Origin of the sequence: Glaciimonas sp. PAMC28666 (assembly GCF_016917355.1) — a bacterium.
Lineage (GTDB): Bacteria > Pseudomonadota > Gammaproteobacteria > Burkholderiales > Burkholderiaceae_D > Glaciimonas.
The window spans coordinates 1,022,003-1,041,851 of record NZ_CP070304.1 but is presented as its reverse complement, the minus strand read 5'-3'; the positions used below and the strand labels follow the sequence as shown (position 1 = coordinate 1,041,851).

At 50.4% G+C, this 19,849-nt stretch carries 15 protein-coding genes; 11 read left to right on the top strand and 4 right to left on the bottom strand.

The features are described 5' to 3' along the window. Positions 1-208 precede the first annotated feature (208 nt). Together JQN73_RS04370 and JQN73_RS04365 are read left to right on the top strand one after the other, a co-directional pair. A complete protein-coding gene (locus JQN73_RS04370; RefSeq protein WP_205321916.1) occupies positions 209-1,513 on the top strand; it encodes an MFS transporter in 1,305 nt (434 codons plus the stop codon). 268 nt (positions 1,514-1,781) lie between these two features. Then, entirely contained in the window at positions 1,782-2,954 is a 1,173-nt protein-coding gene (locus JQN73_RS04365) for an iron-containing alcohol dehydrogenase (RefSeq protein WP_205323179.1), read from the top strand. Positions 2,955-3,023: 69 nt separating this feature from the next. Here the strand turns inward: JQN73_RS04365 and JQN73_RS04360 are convergent, their stop codons facing one another. The 3 genes from JQN73_RS04360 to JQN73_RS04350 form a co-directional block, all read right to left on the bottom strand. Next, positions 3,024-4,181: an ABC transporter substrate-binding protein gene (locus JQN73_RS04360; protein WP_205323178.1), complete on the bottom strand. Its 1,158-nt coding sequence runs from the start codon at positions 4,179-4,181 to the stop codon at positions 3,024-3,026. Between the two features lie 301 nt (positions 4,182-4,482). Then, positions 4,483-5,283: an SDR family NAD(P)-dependent oxidoreductase gene (locus tag JQN73_RS04355; RefSeq protein ID WP_205321915.1), complete on the bottom strand. Its 801-nt coding sequence runs from the start codon at positions 5,281-5,283 to the stop codon at positions 4,483-4,485. Continuing rightward, entirely contained in the window at positions 5,284-6,450 is a 1,167-nt protein-coding gene (locus JQN73_RS04350) for an acyl-CoA dehydrogenase family protein (RefSeq protein ID WP_205321914.1), read from the bottom strand. It lies immediately after the preceding gene. A 733-nt stretch (positions 6,451-7,183) separates the two neighbouring features. Here JQN73_RS04350 and JQN73_RS04345 point away from each other — a divergent pair. The 8 genes from JQN73_RS04345 to JQN73_RS04310 all read left to right on the top strand — a co-directional run bounded on the left by JQN73_RS04345 (position 7,184) and on the right by JQN73_RS04310 (position 17,649). Next, a complete protein-coding gene (locus JQN73_RS04345) occupies positions 7,184-9,022 on the top strand; it encodes a CHASE domain-containing protein (RefSeq protein WP_205321913.1) in 1,839 nt (612 codons plus the stop codon). Further along, a complete protein-coding gene (locus tag JQN73_RS04340; protein WP_205321912.1) occupies positions 9,012-9,653 on the top strand; it encodes a response regulator transcription factor in 642 nt (213 codons plus the stop codon). The genes JQN73_RS04345 and JQN73_RS04340 overlap by 11 nt, the downstream gene beginning before the upstream one ends. 250 nt (positions 9,654-9,903) lie before the next feature. Then, positions 9,904-10,515 carry a phasin family protein gene (locus JQN73_RS04335; protein ID WP_205321911.1) on the top strand — a complete coding sequence of 204 codons (612 nt, stop codon included), beginning with the start codon at positions 9,904-9,906 and terminating at the stop codon, positions 10,513-10,515. 133 nt (positions 10,516-10,648) lie between these two features. Beyond that, positions 10,649-11,389, top strand: coding sequence for an acetoacetyl-CoA reductase (gene phbB, locus JQN73_RS04330; protein ID WP_205321910.1), 741 nt, complete (start codon positions 10,649-10,651; stop codon positions 11,387-11,389). A 75-nt stretch (positions 11,390-11,464) separates the two neighbouring features. Further along, a complete protein-coding gene (locus JQN73_RS04325) occupies positions 11,465-11,875 on the top strand; it encodes a hypothetical protein (protein WP_205321909.1) in 411 nt (136 codons plus the stop codon). Between the two features lie 155 nt (positions 11,876-12,030). Further along, a complete protein-coding gene (locus JQN73_RS04320; protein ID WP_205321908.1) occupies positions 12,031-14,535 on the top strand; it encodes an EAL domain-containing protein in 2,505 nt (834 codons plus the stop codon). Between the two features lie 13 nt (positions 14,536-14,548). After that, positions 14,549-15,424 carry a phosphate ABC transporter substrate-binding protein gene (locus JQN73_RS04315; protein ID WP_205321907.1) on the top strand — a complete coding sequence of 292 codons (876 nt, stop codon included), beginning with the start codon at positions 14,549-14,551 and terminating at the stop codon, positions 15,422-15,424. Positions 15,425-15,432: 8 nt separating this feature from the next. Further along, positions 15,433-17,649, top strand: a complete 2,217-nt coding sequence (locus JQN73_RS04310) for a diguanylate cyclase domain-containing protein (protein ID WP_205321906.1) — start codon at positions 15,433-15,435, stop codon at positions 17,647-17,649. 120 nt (positions 17,650-17,769) lie between these two features. Here JQN73_RS04310 and JQN73_RS04305 read toward each other — a convergent pair whose 3' ends face one another. Continuing rightward, positions 17,770-18,453, bottom strand: a complete 684-nt coding sequence (locus tag JQN73_RS04305; protein ID WP_205321905.1) for a DUF2076 family protein — start codon at positions 18,451-18,453, stop codon at positions 17,770-17,772. Positions 18,454-18,832: 379 nt separating this feature from the next. On the opposite strand from JQN73_RS04305, the gene JQN73_RS04300 reads away from it, so the two are divergent. Next, the gene (locus JQN73_RS04300; RefSeq protein ID WP_205321904.1) at positions 18,833-19,822 is read left to right on the top strand and encodes an MDR family oxidoreductase; all 990 of its coding nucleotides are present in this window, start codon (positions 18,833-18,835) and stop codon (positions 19,820-19,822) included. The last annotated feature ends 27 nt before the right edge of the window (positions 19,823-19,849 follow it).

Below are 19,849 nucleotides of genomic sequence, written 5' to 3'. Positions count from 1 at the left end.
AGCCTTATGGTAAGGAAAGTTATTTCGGAGGAAAAGGTTTTTAATAAAATAAGCATAAACTCCATCTAAAGATAGCGAATACCGGCATAATCACGAAGCGGTCAAGTGAAACGTTCTGAGACATCAGCCGAAATAAAATGGGCGATCCAGTCAGCTGGGCAGAGTGTAACCACGAGTCACGCCATACAATAATTATATGGAGAGTACGATGTTGAAAACAGCAACCGGTAATGCCGCACAAGAGCAAAGCTTTGAGGAAGAAACCTACGCGAAGGTGACGTGGCGTCTCATTCCTTTCCTTTTCATATGTTACGTCTTCGCCTATCTGGACCGTGTCAATGTCGGTTTCGCTAAACTACAAATGTTGTCTGATTTAAAGTTTAGCGAAACCGTCTATGGGTTGGGGGCTGGGATATTTTTTATTGGTTATTTTATCTTTGAGGTGCCGAGTAATATTGCACTTCATAAGTTCGGTGCACGTAAGTGGATTGCCCGGATCATGATTACCTGGGGCATCGTCGCTGCGGCGATGGTTTTCGTCAAAACGCCTGTTGTGTTTTATTTTCTGCGGTTTCTTTTAGGCGTTGCCGAAGCGGGATTTTTCCCTGGCATCATTTTGTATTTGACCTATTGGTATCCGGCTGCACGGCGCGCAAAAATAACCGCACTTTTCATGACCGGTATTCCGATTGCCGGCGTTGTCGGTGGACCGCTATCCGGCTGGATTTTAAAACGGTTTGATAATGTTAGTGGGCTCCCGGGCTGGCAATGGTTATTTTTGCTGGAAGCCATTCCGTCCGTGTTAACCGGTATTGCAGTGTTCTTTTATTTAGACGATAAGATTAGTACGGCTAATTGGCTTTCACCGATACAGAAATCGCTGTTGGAAAAAAATATCGCTGGCGATCACGGTAATTTGGAAGTCCATAGCGCTTTCGGTGCTTTCAAGACCAAACGGGTATGGATACTGTGCGCCGGTTATTTCGGTATCGTGATGGGCCTTTACGGGATCAGTTTCTGGTTGCCAACCTTGATCAAGGCATCGGGTGTTACTGATGCGTTGGATGTTGGTTTGTTGACCATGATTCCATACGGTGCCGCCGCGATAGCGATGGTATTCATTGGCCGTAGCTCTGACCGTATGAAGGAACGCCGCTGGCACGTTGCGTTGCCTGCAATTCTCGGTGCGGTGGGTCTGTTGTTCAGTACGTTCTACGCGCAAAATACGATCCTGGCGGTCTTGACACTGACCGTGGCGACAGTCGGCATTTTGGCAGCGCTTTGTCAGTTCTGGGCAGTACCAACCGCGTTTTTAGGTGGAGCGGCAGCCGCGGCAGGGATTGCGCTGATTAATTCAGTCGGAAACCTTGCCGGTTTTGTCAGTCCTTATCTGGTTGGATGGATTAAGGATACGACGCATAGTACTGATATCGGCTTGTACCTTATTGCCCTCTCGTTGGTGATCGCTGCTGCGATTATGATGACAATGCCTAAGGCCGTTGTGAACCGATAAGTTGAATTGGGGTACTATTTTTTGTGAAACAAGATTGCTGCGGCTGCGGAACCATTCTGCAACCGCAGCTTTTGTGTTTCAGGTTAGCGGTTTTTTCTGGTTTGATCTGCTCGCTTTATGCAGCGCATCAACTTTGTCGTAAAGTTGAGGCTAGCCCGTGTTGGTGCCCGAGCAGACTATAATTTGTCGCGGACCATTCCAAGCACCACTATCCCCAGCGGTTTTGCGCCGCTGCGATTGCTACAATGTCTGCAAATAGGAGATCATGATGCCATCCGACGTACATAATTCGTTTAGTTTTGATACTGTAGCGCACGTCCATTCCGAGCTTGGCTCGAGCCAACGGCTGGGCGCACTATTGAAGCAACGCTTTCCCAAAGCGCAACGCCTGCTCATTGTTACCGATAGCGGATTTCTGTCGACCGGTTTGGTGACTCCAATTGTTGCCAACCTCCAAAGTGCGGGTTTGACGGTGCAGATTTTTTCCGACGTGGTGGCCGATCCTCCTGAGGCGGTGGTGCTACAAGCCGCGGAATTTGCACGCCAGCATGAGATTGAGCTGGTGATTGGCCTGGGTGGCGGCAGTTCCATGGATGTTGCCAAACTGATAGCGGTATTGGCGGGCGGTACGCAAGCACTTCACACCATGTATGGCATCGGTAATATAAGTGGTCACCGCCTGCCACTGGTGCAGATTCCGACAACTGCAGGGACCGGATCAGAGGCGACGCCGATTGCCATTGTGACCACTGGCGAGACCACAAAAATGGGCGTGGTGGCACCCCAGCTCTATGCCGATCTGGCACTCCTCGATGCGGAGCTCACGCTCGGGTTGCCATCGCATATTACGGCCGCTACCGGGATCGATGCGATGGTGCATGCGATCGAAGCGTACACCAGCCGCATCAAGAAAAATCCTCTTTCGGATATGTTGGCGCGGCAGGCGTTGACTTTGTTGTGGAATAATATTTTGTCAGCATGTGAGGATGGTCGCAATCTGACGGCGCGGCAAGCTATGTTGCTAGGTGCGTTGCTGGCCGGACAAGCGTTTGCCAATGCGCCGGTGGGCGCGGTACACGCTTTGGCTTACCCGATTGGTGGCATATTTCATGTTCCGCATGGATTGTCCAATTCGCTGGTTTTATCGCATGTTTTGCGTTTTAACGCGCCAGTGGCGGCGCACCATTACGCGGAGCTCGCCGATATCGTCGCACCGGCGGCTCGCGGTAGCGCGGAAGCGCGCGCAGAAACAATGATTTCGGCGATGACGAAGCTGGCACAACAATTAGGGATCGAAACGCGATTGCAACAAGTCGGCATTAAGGCGGCCGATCTTGATCGTCTCGCGGATGAGGCGATGCTGCAAACACGACTGCTGGGGAATAATCCCCGCGAAGTAACCCGCGCTGATGCCCATGCAATTTACAGCGCAGCGTTATAAAAAAATCGGGATGACCTGCAGTCATCCCGGTTTGCTACCTGATCTGTGGCCGGAACGCCAAAGGCAGAGTTATTTCCACAATGCGCATTTTGATTCGGCTTTGGTGGTGAAGGCTTGATCGCCAGGAATTCTCTGCATTACTTTATAGTAATCCCATGGATATTTTGATTCGGCTGGGGTCTTGACTTGCATCAGGTACATATCATGCACCATGCTGCCGTCCGGGCGGATTTTGCCGTTTTTAGCAAAGAAGTCGTTGACTTCGGTTTTGCGCATCTGTGCCATGACTTTATCGCTGTCGTCGGTACCGGCGGCCTTGACCGCATTCAGATAAAACATGGTTGCTGAATAATCTGCGGCCTGGAGCATCGATGGTTCTTTCTTTTCCTTGGCGAAATACTTCTTAGACCATGCACGGCTTTCCGCATTCTGATCCCAATACCAACCGTCGGTCAGATACATTCCCTGCGTTAAGTTCAAACCAAGCGAATGAACGTCGTTGATGAACATCAGAAGGCCAGCCAGTTTCATCGTCTTGGTCACGCCGAACTCATTAGCGGCCTTGATCGAGTTAACCGTATCGCCACCGGCATTCGCAAGGCCGAGGATCTGTGCTTTGGATGCCTGAGCCTGCAACATAAATGAGGAGAAATCAGACGCCGAAAGGGGATGCCTGACTTCGCCTAAAACGGTGCCGCCGTTGGCCTTTACAACCGCTGAAGTATCTTTTTCCAGGGATGCGCCAAATGCATAGTCTGCAGCGAGGAAAAACCAGGTTTTGCCACCTTGCTTGACGATTGCTGAGCCGGTGCCTTTGGCTAACGCCACAGTGTCGTAGGCGTAATGAATGGTGTAGGGAGTACATTCTTCATTGGTCAGACGGGCGGTACCACCACCGATAGCGATAAATGGCTTTTTCTTCTCGGCTGCGACCTTTGCCATCGCCAGGCTGGTAGCTGAATTGCTGCCACCGATTAACATGTCAACGCCTTGCTGATCAAACCATTCGCGTGCCTTACTGGCCGCTATATCGGCTTTATTTTGATGATCGGCTACCAAAAATTCAATCTTTTTGCCATCCAGCGTACCGCCAAAATCAGCAATTGCCATACGTACTGCGTCTGCACCGCCGGGTCCGTCGATATCTGCGTAGACGCCGGATAAGTCGGTAATGAGGCCGATCTTTACCACATCACCTGAAATTTGGGCTGAGGCGGGGCTTATCATCGCCGCTGCAGCCAGGGTGACGAACGTAGCCGCTAAAGTTTTTGTTTTTGGTTTGAGTCTCATGTCTTCTCCGTGGAGTGCCGAACAGGGTTTTTGAGGATGAAAAATTGCGCTGATGAATCTTATTTTTTTACGCGAGATCAGTGTGCAACACCGATGGCATGGCAGTCAACCCTGTTTTTAAGAGCTGCTGATTATCTTCGCATTACGATTCATTTACATTCGATTCGCCAACATAAGAGCAACAAAAAATTATTGATTTAACCGTATCAATTGCGCTCTATATCATTCAAATAGCGCGTTACAAACCGCTACATAAGTGGCCGCCGTCGACCACGATTTCTGAGCCGGTCATATAACGGCCTGCTTCGGAAGCAAGCAGTAGCAATGCGCCATCCAGACTGGAACACTCACCAAAGGTGCGCGAGGGTATGCGGGATTTAAGCTGTTCACCTGCCGGGCTGCGGAGAAATTCTTCGTTCAATTCAGTCATGATATAGCCCGGGGCAATCGCGTTGACGCGGATTGCATAGCGCGCCAATTCCAATGCCATTGATCGGGTGAGATGACTTAATCCAGCTTTGGCAGCACAGTAAGGCCCGACGCCTCCAGTAACGCGGTCCGCGAGAATTGAAGTGACGTTTATCAGGCTGCCGCCACGGTTGAAACCTACCATGCGCTGAGCGGCTTCCTGTGACAATATCCAGGCCCCTTTGAGATTGGTGTCGAGGATGGCGTCCCATTCGGAATCTTCATACTTGAGAACATTTTTGGTATTGCTGACGCCAGCGTTGTTGACGACGATATCGAGTCGACCACAGGCCTCGGCGGCGGTATCCAGACAAGCTTGCACCGACTGACGGCGCGTGACGTCTAGTGCGATGGCACGGGCTTTCCCGCCCGCCGCTTCGATCTCGGCCACCAGCGCGTGCAGCAGATCGATACGGCGCGCGGTAACGATCACTTCAGCTCCCGCAGCTGCCAGGGTCAATGACATATGTCGTCCAATACCGCTGGAGGCACCGCTGACCAGCGCAACGCGTCCGCTGAGATCAAAAATACCGGTAATGGATTGTGTCGTTACGGTAGTGGAAATAGCCATTCAAATCTCCGGTGACCGCGCCATTATTTTTCTAGCCAGACTCATCCGATGCACTTCGCTCGGACCGTCATAAATACGAAAGGCCCGGACATCGCGGAAAATGCGTTCGACGATTGTTTCTCCGGTGACCCCGCGCCCGCCAAGAATCTGCACGCAGCGATCAACTACACGCCAGATTGCCTCGGAACTGATGACCTTGGCCATACTGGATTCGACGTTAGCGCGACCGCCACCATCAAGTACGTCGGCGCAATGCCAGATCGCCAATCGTGTTGTGTGCAGATCCATTTCGTTATCGGCAAGCATAAATCCAACGCCTTGATGCTCGCCCAACGGCTTGCCGAAGGATAGGCGCTTGCGCGCATAGTCGCAGGCAATATCGTGGGAGCGCTGCGCAGCGCCGAGCCAGCGCATGCAATGCGTCAGGCGTGCAGGGGCGAGCCGGATTTGAGCGTAACGAAATCCTTTGCCAATCTCTCCCAGCACATCAGTTGCGGGTATGCGCAAATTGTCGAAACGCAGAACTTGATGGCCGCCTGCAAAACAGCTATCCAGAGAGTCCATGGCACGCTCGATGATAAAACCGGGCCGGTCGGTATCGGTCAGGAACATGGTGGCTGAACCGTCTTCCATTTTTGCCATAATGATCGAAAAACTTGCACCTTCCGCGCCGGTGATAAGCCATTTTCTACCATTGATTACGTAGTCGCCGCCGTCCAGTACTGCTGTAGTAGCGAGCATTTGCGGGTCGGAGCCAGCGCCTTCCGGTTCTGTCATGGCAAAACAGGATCGTGTAAGGCCTTGAATCATTGGCTTGAGCCAGCGTTCTTTTTGGGCTTCCGTGGCGACTACTTCCATCAAATGAACGTTACCCTCATCAGGTGCATGGATGTTCAATGCGACCGGCCCCAGCGGTGAGTAACCGGCCTCTTCAAACACAATCGCCTTGGAAAAGTGAGACAGGCCAAGGCCACCCATTTTTTCTGATGCATGCGGCGTCAGTAAACCATGCGCACGGGCTTTTTCGATGAGTTCTTGCCGTAGCTCTGCGCTTGGGCCATGCGGTGTTTGACGTGAATCGGCCTCCATCGGAATAATTTCTTCTGCAATAAAGCGCCGCGTTTTTTCTTTCAAAGCGCGCAAGTCATCTGGAATGCTAAAGTTCATATTGATACTCCTGTCGTAATTATTTTTTGTTATAAATGACTGATATTCCGACTTCAATCGCACGCCGCATGTGCCCTTGAAGCGGCTGGGTGTCTCAGACCCGATCTCAATCAATCTGCGGATTGTCGCCAACACGATTGCGACTTGCGCCGCACGATACGCGAAGAACGCTTCCGCGAATATTATTTTATTGCTCGCGTGTCTTGCGGCTGAAGGGCCGTCATTGCGCGAGCGAAAATTCGACGTGCCACTTTTTATCGCAATGTATTAGAACACATTCCGGTGCGCTCGAAGAAACCGGTATAGGTGCCTGGAAGCTGTGCCAGCAATCTGGAAATTTACGCGTCAGATCGGACCATGTTGTTCAACTTTGCGGCAACGATTACATTTCTGCCACAGCGGTAGATAAGGGCAATTAGCGTTGCGAATATTTTTGTTATGGGGTCAAAAACCAATTTTTGAAGCTAAGCGAGCAATGCTGTGACCGAAACAATACAGAAATTTCCTTGCGGAAAGCATCGAAAATTTATAACTCCGATCCTCTGGGCCTGATTTGTTGCACGGAGGAATTTTGTTTTATGACTTTGTCCATGAGTTCATTACTCGCAAGTATTGTTATTTCCCATGTGAAAATTTCATGGTGGATATTGACCAATATTTAATTATTACATAATGTTTTTTATCGTTTTTTATCGTTTATGATCGGATTTTATGACCTTCTGGATGATGTTAAATGCGTCGCCGTCGCCTACCTATCCCTCTAAAGCTATCGGCGATTTGCATTTTGTTGTTAGGCTTGCTGATGTCCATTGGCTTATTTTGCTGGGTCTGCCATCAAGAGCAAAGCGCGGAGCGGACTAATTTCGAGCGTCGTGCGCAGTTTCGGGCAGCATTGGTCAGGCAGGGGATGCTGGACGCGGTCGAAGCCGTGCGCGTAGTCAATCAGTTGTTCGTCACAGACGCAAATATATCTAGAGAGCAATTCCATTCGTTCACACAACCGTTACAAGAACGTTATCCGTACATTGAAGCGTTTGGCTTTCATCGGCTGGTTTCCGAAAGCGAAAGACCCGGGTATGAGGCGCGGATCAACAGACTGACTCAGGGAATCACCATTGATGATTTGATCGACGGTAAGCGGGTAATTGCAGGTGTAAAGAAAGTTTATCGAGTTGTTGAGTATGTTGAACCAATGAAAGGCAACGAAGAGGTCTTTAACGTCGATGCGTCCTCATTGCCTTATCAAAATGAAGCAATACAACGGGCTGAAGATACCGGCCTGCCTTCGGCGACCGGGTTGTTCCGATTCTTCAAAGCGACGGGCGAACAGCGTGGATTTCACATTATGATGGCGGTGTACCGGGATGGAGCGGCGCATGATAATGTGGCTGCGCGACGTCTGGCTGTGTTGGGTTATACCGTGGCAATGTTGCGTGCGGGCGACCTGTTTCAGAAAATATTTTCTTCCTCAGACGGCTTTGCCAACGTCGGTTTGAACGTTCGCGTATACGCGGCGGCGACGGCCGATGAAAGCAAGCGGGTCTACGGTGCGCCCTACGTTGTAGACACCAATCAGCGTAGTCTGCTGCCAGTGTGGATGATTGGTGCACCGTCTAAACCACTCGCCTACAGCATCGAAGTAGCCGGCACCACCTGGCGCATGATCATTTCGTCCGTGCCCGACGCTTTTATTGCCACGCATTCCAGCGCCATGTATGTGCTGTTATTGGGGCTCATTGCGACCATCGCTGCAACCGCCTATTTGCAAACAAATGCCTTACGCACGCTGGGTGTTCAAAAATTGGTGACACAGCGAACAGCGGAGCTAAAACAAGTTAATCATTTATTGATTGCAGATATCAAGGCCCGCAAACGGGTTGAAGAGGCACTCCATATTTCTCGCGCAAAGTTACGCAAGATGGTCGATCATCAAGAAAGCATCAAGGAAGAAGAACGCAAACGTATCGCGCGCGAAATCCATGATGACCTGGGCGGTGTGCTGACTGGCATTAAGGCGAACGTTTCAGTGTCGATCGACCGGGCGGTTCGTGCCGGTCATACCGCCGATCCGTTGCTGCTGGAAGCGGCGAATCAGACCGATATGGCTATCGAGACGGTGCGCAGAGTGATCTCCGATTTGCGCCCGAGCGTGCTTGATCAGCTTGGCGTGTGGGCAGCGCTGGAATGGCACGCAGAGCAGATTCAGGAACGGACCGGCCTGCAGTGTATTTGCAGCATTAGTGAAAGCGCCGGTCGGATTGATCTCGATCCTGAACGTAGCACGATGTTATTCAGGGTGGTTCAGGAAGCACTGACCAACGTGGTGCGGCACGCCGGTGCAACCCAGGTGAAGATCGGGATACTGCATCATAAAAATGTGATCATTGCAGATATCAGGGACAACGGAAAAGGTATCGATGCACAACAGCTTCTCAATGGTGAAGCCTGGGGCATTCTTGGTATGCATGAACGTACCCGGCATTTTGGGGGAGAGTTGAAAGTAAGTGGCACGGCAGGGGTGGGAACGGCAGTATTGCTGCGCCTGCCTATGGAGCAAGAATATGCAGAATAAAAAAATACGGGTGTTACTGGTAGATGACCACGCCGTTGTACGAAATGGGGTGCGGCTCATGCTGAGTGTGGCACCAGATATTTTGGTAATGGGCGAGGCGGAAACGGCCGAGCAGGCGGCGCGGCTGGTGCGCAAGCAGGAGTTTGATGTGGCGTTGGTGGATATCGCGCTTGCGGGACAAAGCGGTCTTGACCTACTGAAGCGGCTGCGGATTGAAAAGCCGACCCTGGCGGTATTGATTCTTTCGATGTATTCGGAAGAAGTGTATGCAGTCAGAGCGCTCAAGTTGGGCGCGGCCGGCTATCTGACGAAGAGCAATTCCGCTACCACGATGATTGAAGCGGTGCGAAAGGCCGCTACGGGAGGTAAGTATCTGACGCCGACACTGGTGGAAAGATTGGCCAATATGATTGGTAATGATCGCGTGATCCCCCATGAGGCACTTTCTGATCGTGAGCTGGAAGTATTAAAGCTCCTGGCGCTGGGTGAGAGTCTGGTAAACATTGCGAAAAAATTGCATCTGAGCCCTAAAACCGTTACTACGCACAGAACGCATATTCTGGAAAAAATGGGTATGAGCAGTAATACCGCATTGGTACGCTACGCTCTGGAAAACGGTCTGCTGGTTTAACGGCGCGCGCAAGGCGTGCCAGCTGGCTTGCGCCAGCGGCAAGGTAGATTGTAGGAAATGGACACTATTGCACATGAGATATTAATGGTGCGGCGGGTCAGGTAATCCCCTATACATAAAACACTATTCCCCGATGGTAACTGTCTCCTTGATTGGGGATACTTGTGTCTCTTATTAGAATTGTGAGTGTTCTCGCTGGCGTTGCGCCACCGCCTCCGCTGTTTTGCTAATCCAAATTCAGGAGAAACCTATGGTGATTTCTAACGAATCGTACCTCTCTGGCATGGCTGATTTTTTTAATGCGCAACTCGCGCTTTCGAAAACGTTAGCCGAAGCTTCTCTGGAATGCTCAGAAGAACTAATCAATATTAATGTCACTGCGGTGAAAATCAGAATCGCAGAGAGTACCGTCTTTACGCAACGGCTAATGACCGCTAAAGATCCATACGAGCGCCTGGCCTTGATCTCCTCCCGTTTGCAGGCGCGAGTGGGCGGTGCTCTATCGGTTGCGCAGCGAATTGCAAACGTTACCGTGAATGCCCAATCTCAGGTCAGCGATGCTGTGAAACAGCAGATGGAAGCCTTAAAACGTAAAACCAGCGTCGAAATAAATGCGCAGAATGCCGTTCCCACCGCAACTCTCAGCGCGGTGCACGACACGCAACCGGTTGTGGTTCCCATGGCAAAAGGGGGCGAACAGATTAGTCAGGCCGCTGAAGTTATCCAATCCACGCAGGAAAATCAAGAACAGCCACAAACCGGTACGTTGGGGGCTTTAGATAGTAAAACCGCAGTTGAGGTGATTTCAACTAAACCAGCAACCGAACAAAAAAAATCCCCGGTTGCACAGGCCGTAAAGTGATATTTTTTATTGCCGGGCATACCTTATAAATCGAAAACAGCTGCTGCCAACAAATGGTTCTACGATTGAGCAAATTCAACTCGGATTTTCAAAGCGCAGATGAGCAGCGACACAATCAGACGGAGACAAATCAATGAAACGTATTGCATTAGTAACTGGTGGTATGGGCGGTTTGGGTGAAGCAGTTTGCATCAAATTGGCGGGAATGGGCTACCAGGTGGTAACGACGTTTTCACCTGGGAATACATCAGCGGAACAATGGATGACCTCGATGCGCGTGTTGGGCTTCGATTTCCGTGCCTATCAGTGCAACGTAGCAGATTACGAATCGGCCAGAGAATGTATCAGAAATATCCATAGAGAAATTGGCCCGGTGGATGTGCTGGTAAACAATGCCGGTATCACACGTGATATGACATTTAAGAAAATGGACAAAACCAACTGGGATGCGGTGATGAGCACCAATCTGGATTCGGTGTTCAATATGACTAAGCCCGTTTGCGATGGCATGGTCGAACGGGGCTGGGGGCGGATCGTGAATATTTCTTCGGTAAACGGTCAGAAAGGCGCTTTCGGGCAAACCAATTATGCCGCGGCAAAAGCTGGCATGCACGGTTTTACTAAAGCATTGGCTTTGGAAGTGGCGCGAAAAGGGGTCACAGTCAACACGATTTCACCAGGCTATATCGGCACCAAGATGGTGATGGCGATTGATAAAGAAGTCCTGGAAGCGAAGATTATTCCACAGATTCCCATGGGCCGGTTGGGTAGGCCTGAAGAAATCGCCGGGTTAGTGGCGTATCTGGCATCCGAGGAGGCTGCATTTTTAACTGGTGCAAATATTGCGATTAACGGCGGACAGCATATGTCTTGATATCTGTTATAAGCGCAATCGTATAGGGAGATTTTTATCGTTGATGTTGAGGTTATCGAACGCGCTGAAGAGCGCGTGCGGAGACAAACTATTTTAAAAAATCTGCGCAACGTCTGGGGCGTCTCGGATAAAGCGAATAAGGACAATATGCAACGTCAATTTGAAAAGACATCAGAGATGAGGGAGGTGGGGCATCTTCAGCCGGCCTTGTTCGCAGAACTCATGGAACTTCGCTGCTGCAATGACAGTGAATTCGAAAACGGGTTCAGCAATTTTATCGCTCATTTAAAAAAAGATTTTTCGATCAAAGAACAAATGATGGAGGGTAAAAACGTCAGACAGGCCAAGGCATATAAAAAGACCCATGAAGAGCTACTTGTACTGCTGCAACATGCGGAGGCACGCGCGATGCAGAAAGACGTTCACTTAGGCCGAAAAATTGTCGATATGCTTCCACATTGGTATGTTCGGCATGGTTTTGTCTGATGGGTCCGGGAATGTCAACATTCTGTAAATGCAGATGAAATTGGGCGCTATCTATTAGCTACGCTGCGATTGGGCGACAGCCGATGGACATAACATCAATGCAGCGTCAAGTGCTTCAAGTTACGCTTTTATGAAATATTATTTGGGGCTCCGTTATGCCTATATTTTGGAATGGCTATTTGATATTCCTGTCTGTTTTAGTAGCGATGTTCGGTGCATTTTCGGCTCTTTCGCATGTCGAAAACATGCGAGAGAGTAGCGGAAGAGCAGCATTTCTATTGATGTTCTGCGGTGCCGGAACGCTGGGAGTCGCGATCTGGTCGATGCATTTTATCGGGATGTTAGCCTTCCATCTTCCCATCCGCATTGCATACGATCTACCCCTTAGCCTCCTGTCCATCGTTCCAGCGATCGCTGGCACGCTGGCTGCGTTTTTATTGGTCCAGAATCGTAAGGTGACCGTTGCACGTATTGCCGTTGCCGGAACCGTCATGGGACTGGGTGTGGCTGCGATGCATTACACCGGCATGGCAGCTTTAAAAATGCAGCCTGCGATCAGTTACGAACGAACAATATTTTTTGGATCGATCTTGATCGCGATCATCGCTGCAATTGGCGCTCTTTTAATTGTATTCAGTGGTGCAAAAAAAGAGCCATTGGCACTTAAGCAGCAGGCTCTCGGTGCCTTCGTAATGGGTTTAGCAGTGGCTGCCATGCATTACACGGCGATGGCGGGGGCAAACTTTGCAATTGATAGTTTTTGTACGGTGAAAGCGTCGGGGATTGATAACACATTACTTGCGTTGATTGTTACCGCGCTGGTGCTTGTTTTGTTCTCGGCTAGTTCCATTGTCAGCGTTTTCAGGCGCGGTGTCGTGCTTGAGAAATTACGGTTAGCGCATTCCCGTTTAACCATGCACAGCAAAGAATTGCGGCAAGTAGAAGATAAATTGTCGGGAATTCTGGATTCGATCCCGATGGTGGTGTGGTCTGTTTCTCCAACGCACGAGTTGCTGTATATGAACCCGGCTGCGGATGTTATTTACGGCAGATCAGTGACAGAGTTCAACACTGATCCGATGCTATTAAGAAGTATCGTGCATCCGGACGACCGCACGCGGGTAATGCAATGGCTGGCTCAGGTATTAGCCGACAAACCTCTGACCTTGAAATATCGAATTGTGCGTCCGGATGGAGAAATCCGCTGGCTGGAGGATCGTGCACGAACGGCCCGGGATGCCGACGGAAGGCCCCTGCGTCTGGACGGCGTAGCGACCGATATCTCTGAACGCAAGGCGCGCGACGAGCGGATTGAGTATCTGGCAAATTACGATGCTTTGACCGATTTACCTAACCGTAATTTATTGATAAACAGACTGCAGCAAAGCTTAATCAGGGCTCGCCGTGCCCATGGGAAATTAGGCATATTGTTTCTGGATATAGATCGTTTCAAAAGCATTAACGACTCGTTTGGCCATCTTTTCGGTGACAGCCTGCTGAAAGAATTTGCGGGACGCTTGAAATTAACCATGCGTGAGGGCGATACCGTAGCTCGTCTGGGTGGTGACGAATTTGTCATAATTTTGGCGGACATTCGAGAATCCGAAAACGCAGCGCGTCTCGCCATGCGGGTTTTGAGCGCCTTCGCGCAACCAGTGTTTGCGGGAGGCCGTGAACTACATGTCACCACCAGTATTGGTGTGAGCGTTTATCCGGATGATGGCGATGAAGCTGATCAGTTGTTAAAGCACGCTGATGTAGCTATGTTGCGGGCAAAAAAAGAACAAGGCGGTAACTGCTTTCAATGTTATACGCTTGAGATGGGCTCGAAAGCATTAGAAAAAGTAAAGCTCGAACATGCCCTGCACCAGGCACTTGAGAATAATGAGTTTTCATTGCATTACCAGCCGCAGTTGGATTTGAAAACCGGACGTGTTATTAGCCTGGAAGCATTGATACGTTGGAATCATCCAGAAATGGGATCAATCCCTCCCGGTCGTTTTATTCAACTTGCGGAAGAAACCGGTTTGATTGTTCCGATTGGTGAATGGGTCTTGAGAACAGCCTGTGCGCAGATAAGCGCATGGCGCAAAGAAGGATTTGATTTAAATATCGCCGTTAACGTTTCCGGACGACAACTGGCGCAAAAAAACATGCCGTCAATGGTGCGATCAATACTGGCTGGAGCAGGCCTGGATCCATCTTGTCTGGAGCTGGAACTGACCGAGAGTATGTTGATGAAGGACTCTGAAGCCACGATTTTGATATTGAATCAACTGAAAGCCATTGGCATCAAAATGTCGATCGATGACTTTGGTACAGGTTTTTCCAGTCTGAGTTACCTGACGCGGTTTCCAGTCGATATCATCAAAATTGATCAGTCATTCATTGCTGATCTGGACAAAAAACCTGAGGCAGCTTCGATTGTGCTGACCGTCATAGCGCTTGCGAAGTCGCTCGCTCTCCACACCGTGGCTGAAGGGGTTGAGACAATAGAACAACTGGATTTTTTACATGCTAACGCGTGCGATGCGATGCAAGGCTACTTTTTTAGCCGACCGCTGCCGGTAAATGAGCTAGTTGCATTGTTACGCGCGGGTAGGTGTCTAAGTCTTGGTGGCGCGACTGTGGCGCCATCCCTATCATTGATCCGACGCTAAAGTGGCCACCGCCATGACACGACACCTTACGCTCCACTTGATTGTTCTCCTGTCTGTGGGCGCATTGCTGACTGCCTGTAACCGACAAAATGCAAATGATAATAATAACGCCGCGCCCAGTACCGCTCCCGCAGGCTCGGTACTGGAAGGTAAGTTGCTATTGACAGGATCAAGTACGGCCGCGCCACTGATGGAAGAAATTGCGAACCGTTACGAGTTGCTGCACCCAAACGTTAGGATAAGTATTGAAATGGGTGGCGCCGAGCGTGGCATCAACGACGCTCGGGATGGCATCGCGGATATAGGAATGGTGTCGCGGTTGGTCACTGACGATGATCGCTACCTCAAAGGCTTTCCGGTGGCGCGTGACGGGGCGGGATTAATTACGCACAAGAGCAACCCGGTAACGACGCTGACATCGTCTCAGATTTCAGATATTTTTCGAGGTCGGATAAAAAACTGGAAAAAGGTTGGCGGCTTTGATACCCCCATCATGGTGATCAAACGGGAGGAAGGACGTGGCACCATTGTGATGTTCATGCACCATTTCAACATGACCTACAGTGAGATGAAGGCTGAGAAAATTTTAGGTGAGAATTCGGAAGTGATTGAGGCAGTTGCGGCGCATTCCAACGCGATTTCGTTGATGTCCGTCATCGTGGCGGAAAATGAAATACGCGCACAGGTACCGATTAAGCTGGTGTCTGTTGATGGTGTTGCTGCCACGCATGCCAGCATACTTAGCGGAGATTATCCGTTTGCACGGCCGTTAACGCTTGTAACACGCGGTCTTCCTGGCGGTCTGGCGAAGAATCTGATTGAATTCTCTCTCTCTCCCCAAGTGGCGGATATTATCGAAAAAATGGGCTTTGTGCCTTACCAGGAATGATTAAGCTGGTGGAGCGTTTCTCTGAATGTCGCCATAAAATGCTGGCGATATGCGCCATACCGTCCATGAGTTTGCGATGCTCGCTTGCGGTTGGTTTTGGCGCGGTGCTTGGGCTCTTTGCACTTGTGCTGGGATTTGCTATTTTTGGAGAACGCTCGACTGTTGAGGATTTCAACAAGTTGCTGTCAGTGGATATCAAAACAGCGGCGTTGAGTCAAAAAAGCGTCGTCGCAATGATGAACGCGCGACGTTACGAAAAAGCATTTTTGATGACCTATCACGAGTTCGGCTTTGAGGAGGCCAAGTCGCGCTATGTGACGCTGGTGCAGGCCAATCTGGCTGACGCTCGCCAGTCGCTCCAGGAAATTCGCCATCTGGTATCCGTTCCCCATTCTGTCTCAGAAGTGCGACTGGCGGTCGAAGGCATCGACAATTACGAAACGGCATTTGTTGCCGTAGTTAAACTGCATGGTCAATTAGGCTATATCGATACCGGTCTTGAGGGAGAATTTCGGGATAAGGCGCGACGAATGGAGGCTCTCCTAACACCTGTCAGCGAGCGTGCGCTCCTGATCGATATGTTGACTATACGACGCCATGAAAAGGATTATTTATGGCGCAGACGTGCGATAGACATTCAGGCTTTCCAACTGGCACTCGACCAATTTAAAAAACACGTTTCGGTTGAAATCAAGGGCGAACGTAGGAAGAAGTTATTGGCATTGATGGATCTCTATGAGATGCAGTTCAATGAGTACATTCATATCAACTCGCAGATCGAGCGCGAGAAACGACGGTATCTGGCGGCGGCCCAAACCATTGAACCGTATCTGGAAAACATGCTGGCGGAAGCGGTGGCTAAGAGTAACGCGACCCGGAACGTGATTCTCAAGAGAGCAGTGCGGACCGAAAAATTGATCGAAGGAGTGGGATTGGTCGCTATCGTGCTCGGTATATTGATGGCGTGGATGGTGTCGCAACGAATCACCGCAGCAATTCGTCGGACTATCACGTTTGCCAAAAGTATCACTGCCGGTGATCTTCGAACACGGACTTATACCGGGCAAGATGAGTTCGGGGTGCTTGGACGTTCCTTGAACCATATGGCGAATGCGCTGCAAGAGGCTATCCAGGCGCGAGAGGATCGCGCCACTGAACTTCAGGGGATTAACGGGATATTAAAGAACGAAATAATCGCGCGAAAACAGGCGGAATTCGAGATACGTGAATCGAACGCAGCGCTGGAACAACGAGTTTTAAGCCGCACCGCGGCGCTCGCCAAGAGCGAAAAACTTTTTCGACAATTGGCGGAGCTGACATCGGACTGGTATTGGGAACAGGATGCAAATTTCTGCTTTGTACTAATTCCAAATGTGCTGGTTACCCGCAGTGGCGCCCACATACAAAATTATGTCGGCAGGGCGCGCTGGGATATGCCTACTAACCTGACTGCGGAGCAATGGGCAGCCCATCGGGAAATATTGAATGCGCACCAAAAATTTTCTGATTTCGAGTTCCAGCTTTTATCCGATGCCATTAATCCCCAGTGGCTTAGTGTTTCAGGAGAACCGCAATTCGATGCGTGGGGGGAATTTACAGGCTACCAAGGCACGGGGAAGGATATTTCAGAACGGAAGAGAATTGAAGAAAGTATCAAACATCTGTCTCTCCATGACGTGTTGACGGGCCTGCCGAATCGCGCGTTGCTGCATGACCGTCTGGCGCAAGCATTGACTTATGCTGCCCGCTATACGCACGCCGTCTGGATTGTCTTTATCGACCTTGATGACTTTAAGATCGTCAATGACACATTAGGTCATAAGGCGGGGGATAAGGTGTTGAGTCTGATCGCGAAACGATTGCAATCGGCGGTTCGTGAAAGTGACACAGTAGCACGTCTGGGAGGAGATGAATTCGTGCTGGTCCTCGCTGAACATACGCACGGGGATGAAATTTTAGGTGCGATAGAACGGATAATGAAGAAGTTGAGGCCGCCGCTGATGATCGGGCAAGAAGAGATCACCGTAGGTTGCAGTATCGGTATTTCTTCTTATCCAAGAGACGGAATAGATGCCGACACGCTGGTGGACTGCGCCGACGTGGCGATGTACCGCGCCAAGCAACAAGGACGTAACAACATTCAGTTCTATGAAATCCAGGCTAAAGAGACTGCCAGGACCAAGAGCGGTTTTCGCGACGTTTCTGATGCGCGCCGAGTGGTGTAGGATCAAAGGGTGACAAAGAAAAGAGGTTGCTCGTTTAATTGTCACACCTGATGAATTGTCCGGCACCATTGCGCCATTGCATTAATCGCAGCGCATTATCTGGTCACTCGTTGCATTGCCTTAAATAACCGATGAGTCGTCATTACTGGTGTCATTGTCATTGGATGCCAGGTCATCCGAGCTATCGTCTGAACTATTATTCGAATCCGAGTCATCGCCGTAGTAATTATTAACGGTGGTGTTTTCTACTGTTCCGCCTGACGGCGCCATTCCATTTTGGCCCATCATGCCGAATCCACCGTTTGGATGCATTAAATGTTCAATTCCCTGAAACAAAAACGCGCCGCCCGCAACGCCTGCCGCCGTAGCAGCAACAGTACCTAACATACCGCCTGCGCCACCGCCAAAAAATCCTGGTGATGCAACCGGCGCAGTATTTTGCATACTTGGTGCCGAGGCGGGGGGATACATCGGCGCCGCCATCATGGGAGCACCAGAAGGGCGCGCGACCGCAGGTGCGGAATTCCCCCATGCGTTGGCGTCAAAGAAATTACCTGACGGCGCGGGCTGCGCAGTTTGCGTGGCTTGCAATAGCTGGCGCTGCAATGTGGCTATCTGGGTTTTGGCAGTATTTAGTGCTTGCTCCATCAACAGTGCGCGCTGTACCAAAAGATAGGCGGCGTCGGGTTGTTGTGCGACGGCACTATTAATGATTGCATCGGCTTGTGGGTCTTTCGCAATGCCGCGTACTTGTACCAGTTGATTCAAAAAGTCTTGCAGCGATTGGTTTTCTTGGGGTGACATGCGTATTGCTCCTTTGGCAGCGAAGAGAAGTGGTTTCGATCAATATTATGCGCTTTATTTGCGGCGAGACGGTGGTCGCGTCTGCTTTGGGCTAAGTGAACCTGGTGGAATTTCGGAGCCCAGAGGATCGACCGAAAATCAGTGCGCGCTGCTTTTTTTGACATTCTAAAAACAACGAAAACATTTTGACTAATACCCTGCATGTCCACATACTCAAAGGCGGATTTGTAATCAAAATCGTCGTGAGACGCTTAATGGGGCCTCGAAAATGAGAATAAAAAACCCCTTTTTCCAAGCAGTTTGCGCAACATTCAACGACATTAAAATAATGGTGGCAATGCGATAACCGCAAGTCACCCAGACACAGGGAGAGATCAGTATGTTTGATGCAATATTGCTTAATAAAAACGGCGATGGCACGACTAACGCCGGGTTGACTCAGATTGACAATGAGCTATTGCCTGCGGATGGTGACGTCACCGTCAGGATTGAATATTCTACGATCAATTATAAAGATGGGCTGGCAATTACCGGGAAAGCACCGGTTGTGCGCAACTGGCCGATGATTCCGGGGATTGATGGCGCGGGGGAAGTGATTGCGTCTTCCCATCCCAACTGGAAAGTCGGAGATAAATTCATTCTTAACGGTTGGGGTGTCGGCGAGTCACACATGGGCTGCCTGGCGCAACGCGCCAAACTAAAAGGGGATTGGCTCATAAAAAGACCAGAGGGCATGTCGGCGCGGACAGCGATGGCCATTGGCACAGCCGGATACACTGCGATGTTAAGCGCAATCGCACTGCAGGAGCAAGGCGTGGATAAGGGCGATGGGGATATTTTGGTCACAGGTGCCTCGGGCGGTGTTGGCAGTATCGCCATTGCGATCCTGTCCGGATGGGGTTATCGCGTGGTTGCCTCAACCGGAAAGTTAGAGGAGGCGGATTATCTAAGGTCGCTGGGAGCAGCAGACGTTATTGATCGCGCGACATTATCTGCGCCTGGAAAACCATTGCAAAAAGAGCGTTGGGCGGCCGTCATTGATTCGGTTGGTTCCCATACTCTCGTGAATGCGGTTGCGCAAACTTGTTATGGTGGAACGGTGACTGCCTGTGGCCTGGCGCAGGGGCTAGATTTTCCTGCATCGGTCGCGCCGTTCATTTTGCGCGGCATCAAATTGATTGGTATCGATAGCGTAATGGCACCTCTCGCGAAGCGGATAGCCGCATGGCAGTGTCTGGCAAATGAACTGGATATGGATAAACTGGCAACGATCACCCAAGAGATTTCTTTGGCCGAAGCGCTGGTCAGGGCACCGGAAATTTTGGCGGGAAAGGTAAGAGGCCGACTGGTCGTAAATGTTAACGCTTAAGCTAAGTAACAGCGCTAAGTAACCCTA

What these genes read in the sequence shown, in the direction of transcription:
- JQN73_RS04370 (WP_205321916.1), top strand. Translation starts at nt 209, where the DNA reads ATGTTGAAAACAGCAACCGGTAATGCCGCACAAGAGCAAAGCTTTGAG.
- JQN73_RS04365 (WP_205323179.1), top strand. Translation starts at nt 1,782, where the DNA reads ATGCCATCCGACGTACATAATTCGTTTAGTTTTGATACTGTAGCGCAC.
- JQN73_RS04360 (WP_205323178.1), bottom strand. Translation starts at nt 4,181, where the DNA reads ATGATAAGCCCCGCCTCAGCCCAAATTTCAGGTGATGTGGTAAAGATC.
- JQN73_RS04355 (WP_205321915.1), bottom strand. Translation starts at nt 5,283, where the DNA reads ATGGCTATTTCCACTACCGTAACGACACAATCCATTACCGGTATTTTT.
- JQN73_RS04350 (WP_205321914.1), bottom strand. Translation starts at nt 6,450, where the DNA reads ATGAACTTTAGCATTCCAGATGACTTGCGCGCTTTGAAAGAAAAAACG.
- JQN73_RS04345 (WP_205321913.1), top strand. Translation starts at nt 7,184, where the DNA reads ATGCGTCGCCGTCGCCTACCTATCCCTCTAAAGCTATCGGCGATTTGC.
- JQN73_RS04340 (WP_205321912.1), top strand. Translation starts at nt 9,012, where the DNA reads ATGCAGAATAAAAAAATACGGGTGTTACTGGTAGATGACCACGCCGTT.
- JQN73_RS04335 (WP_205321911.1), top strand. Translation starts at nt 9,904, where the DNA reads ATGGTGATTTCTAACGAATCGTACCTCTCTGGCATGGCTGATTTTTTT.
- phbB (WP_205321910.1), top strand. Translation starts at nt 10,649, where the DNA reads ATGAAACGTATTGCATTAGTAACTGGTGGTATGGGCGGTTTGGGTGAA.
- JQN73_RS04320 (WP_205321908.1), top strand. Translation starts at nt 12,031, where the DNA reads ATGCCTATATTTTGGAATGGCTATTTGATATTCCTGTCTGTTTTAGTA.
- JQN73_RS04315 (WP_205321907.1), top strand. Translation starts at nt 14,549, where the DNA reads ATGACACGACACCTTACGCTCCACTTGATTGTTCTCCTGTCTGTGGGC.
- JQN73_RS04305 (WP_205321905.1), bottom strand. Translation starts at nt 18,453, where the DNA reads ATGTCACCCCAAGAAAACCAATCGCTGCAAGACTTTTTGAATCAACTG.
- JQN73_RS04300 (WP_205321904.1), top strand. Translation starts at nt 18,833, where the DNA reads ATGTTTGATGCAATATTGCTTAATAAAAACGGCGATGGCACGACTAAC.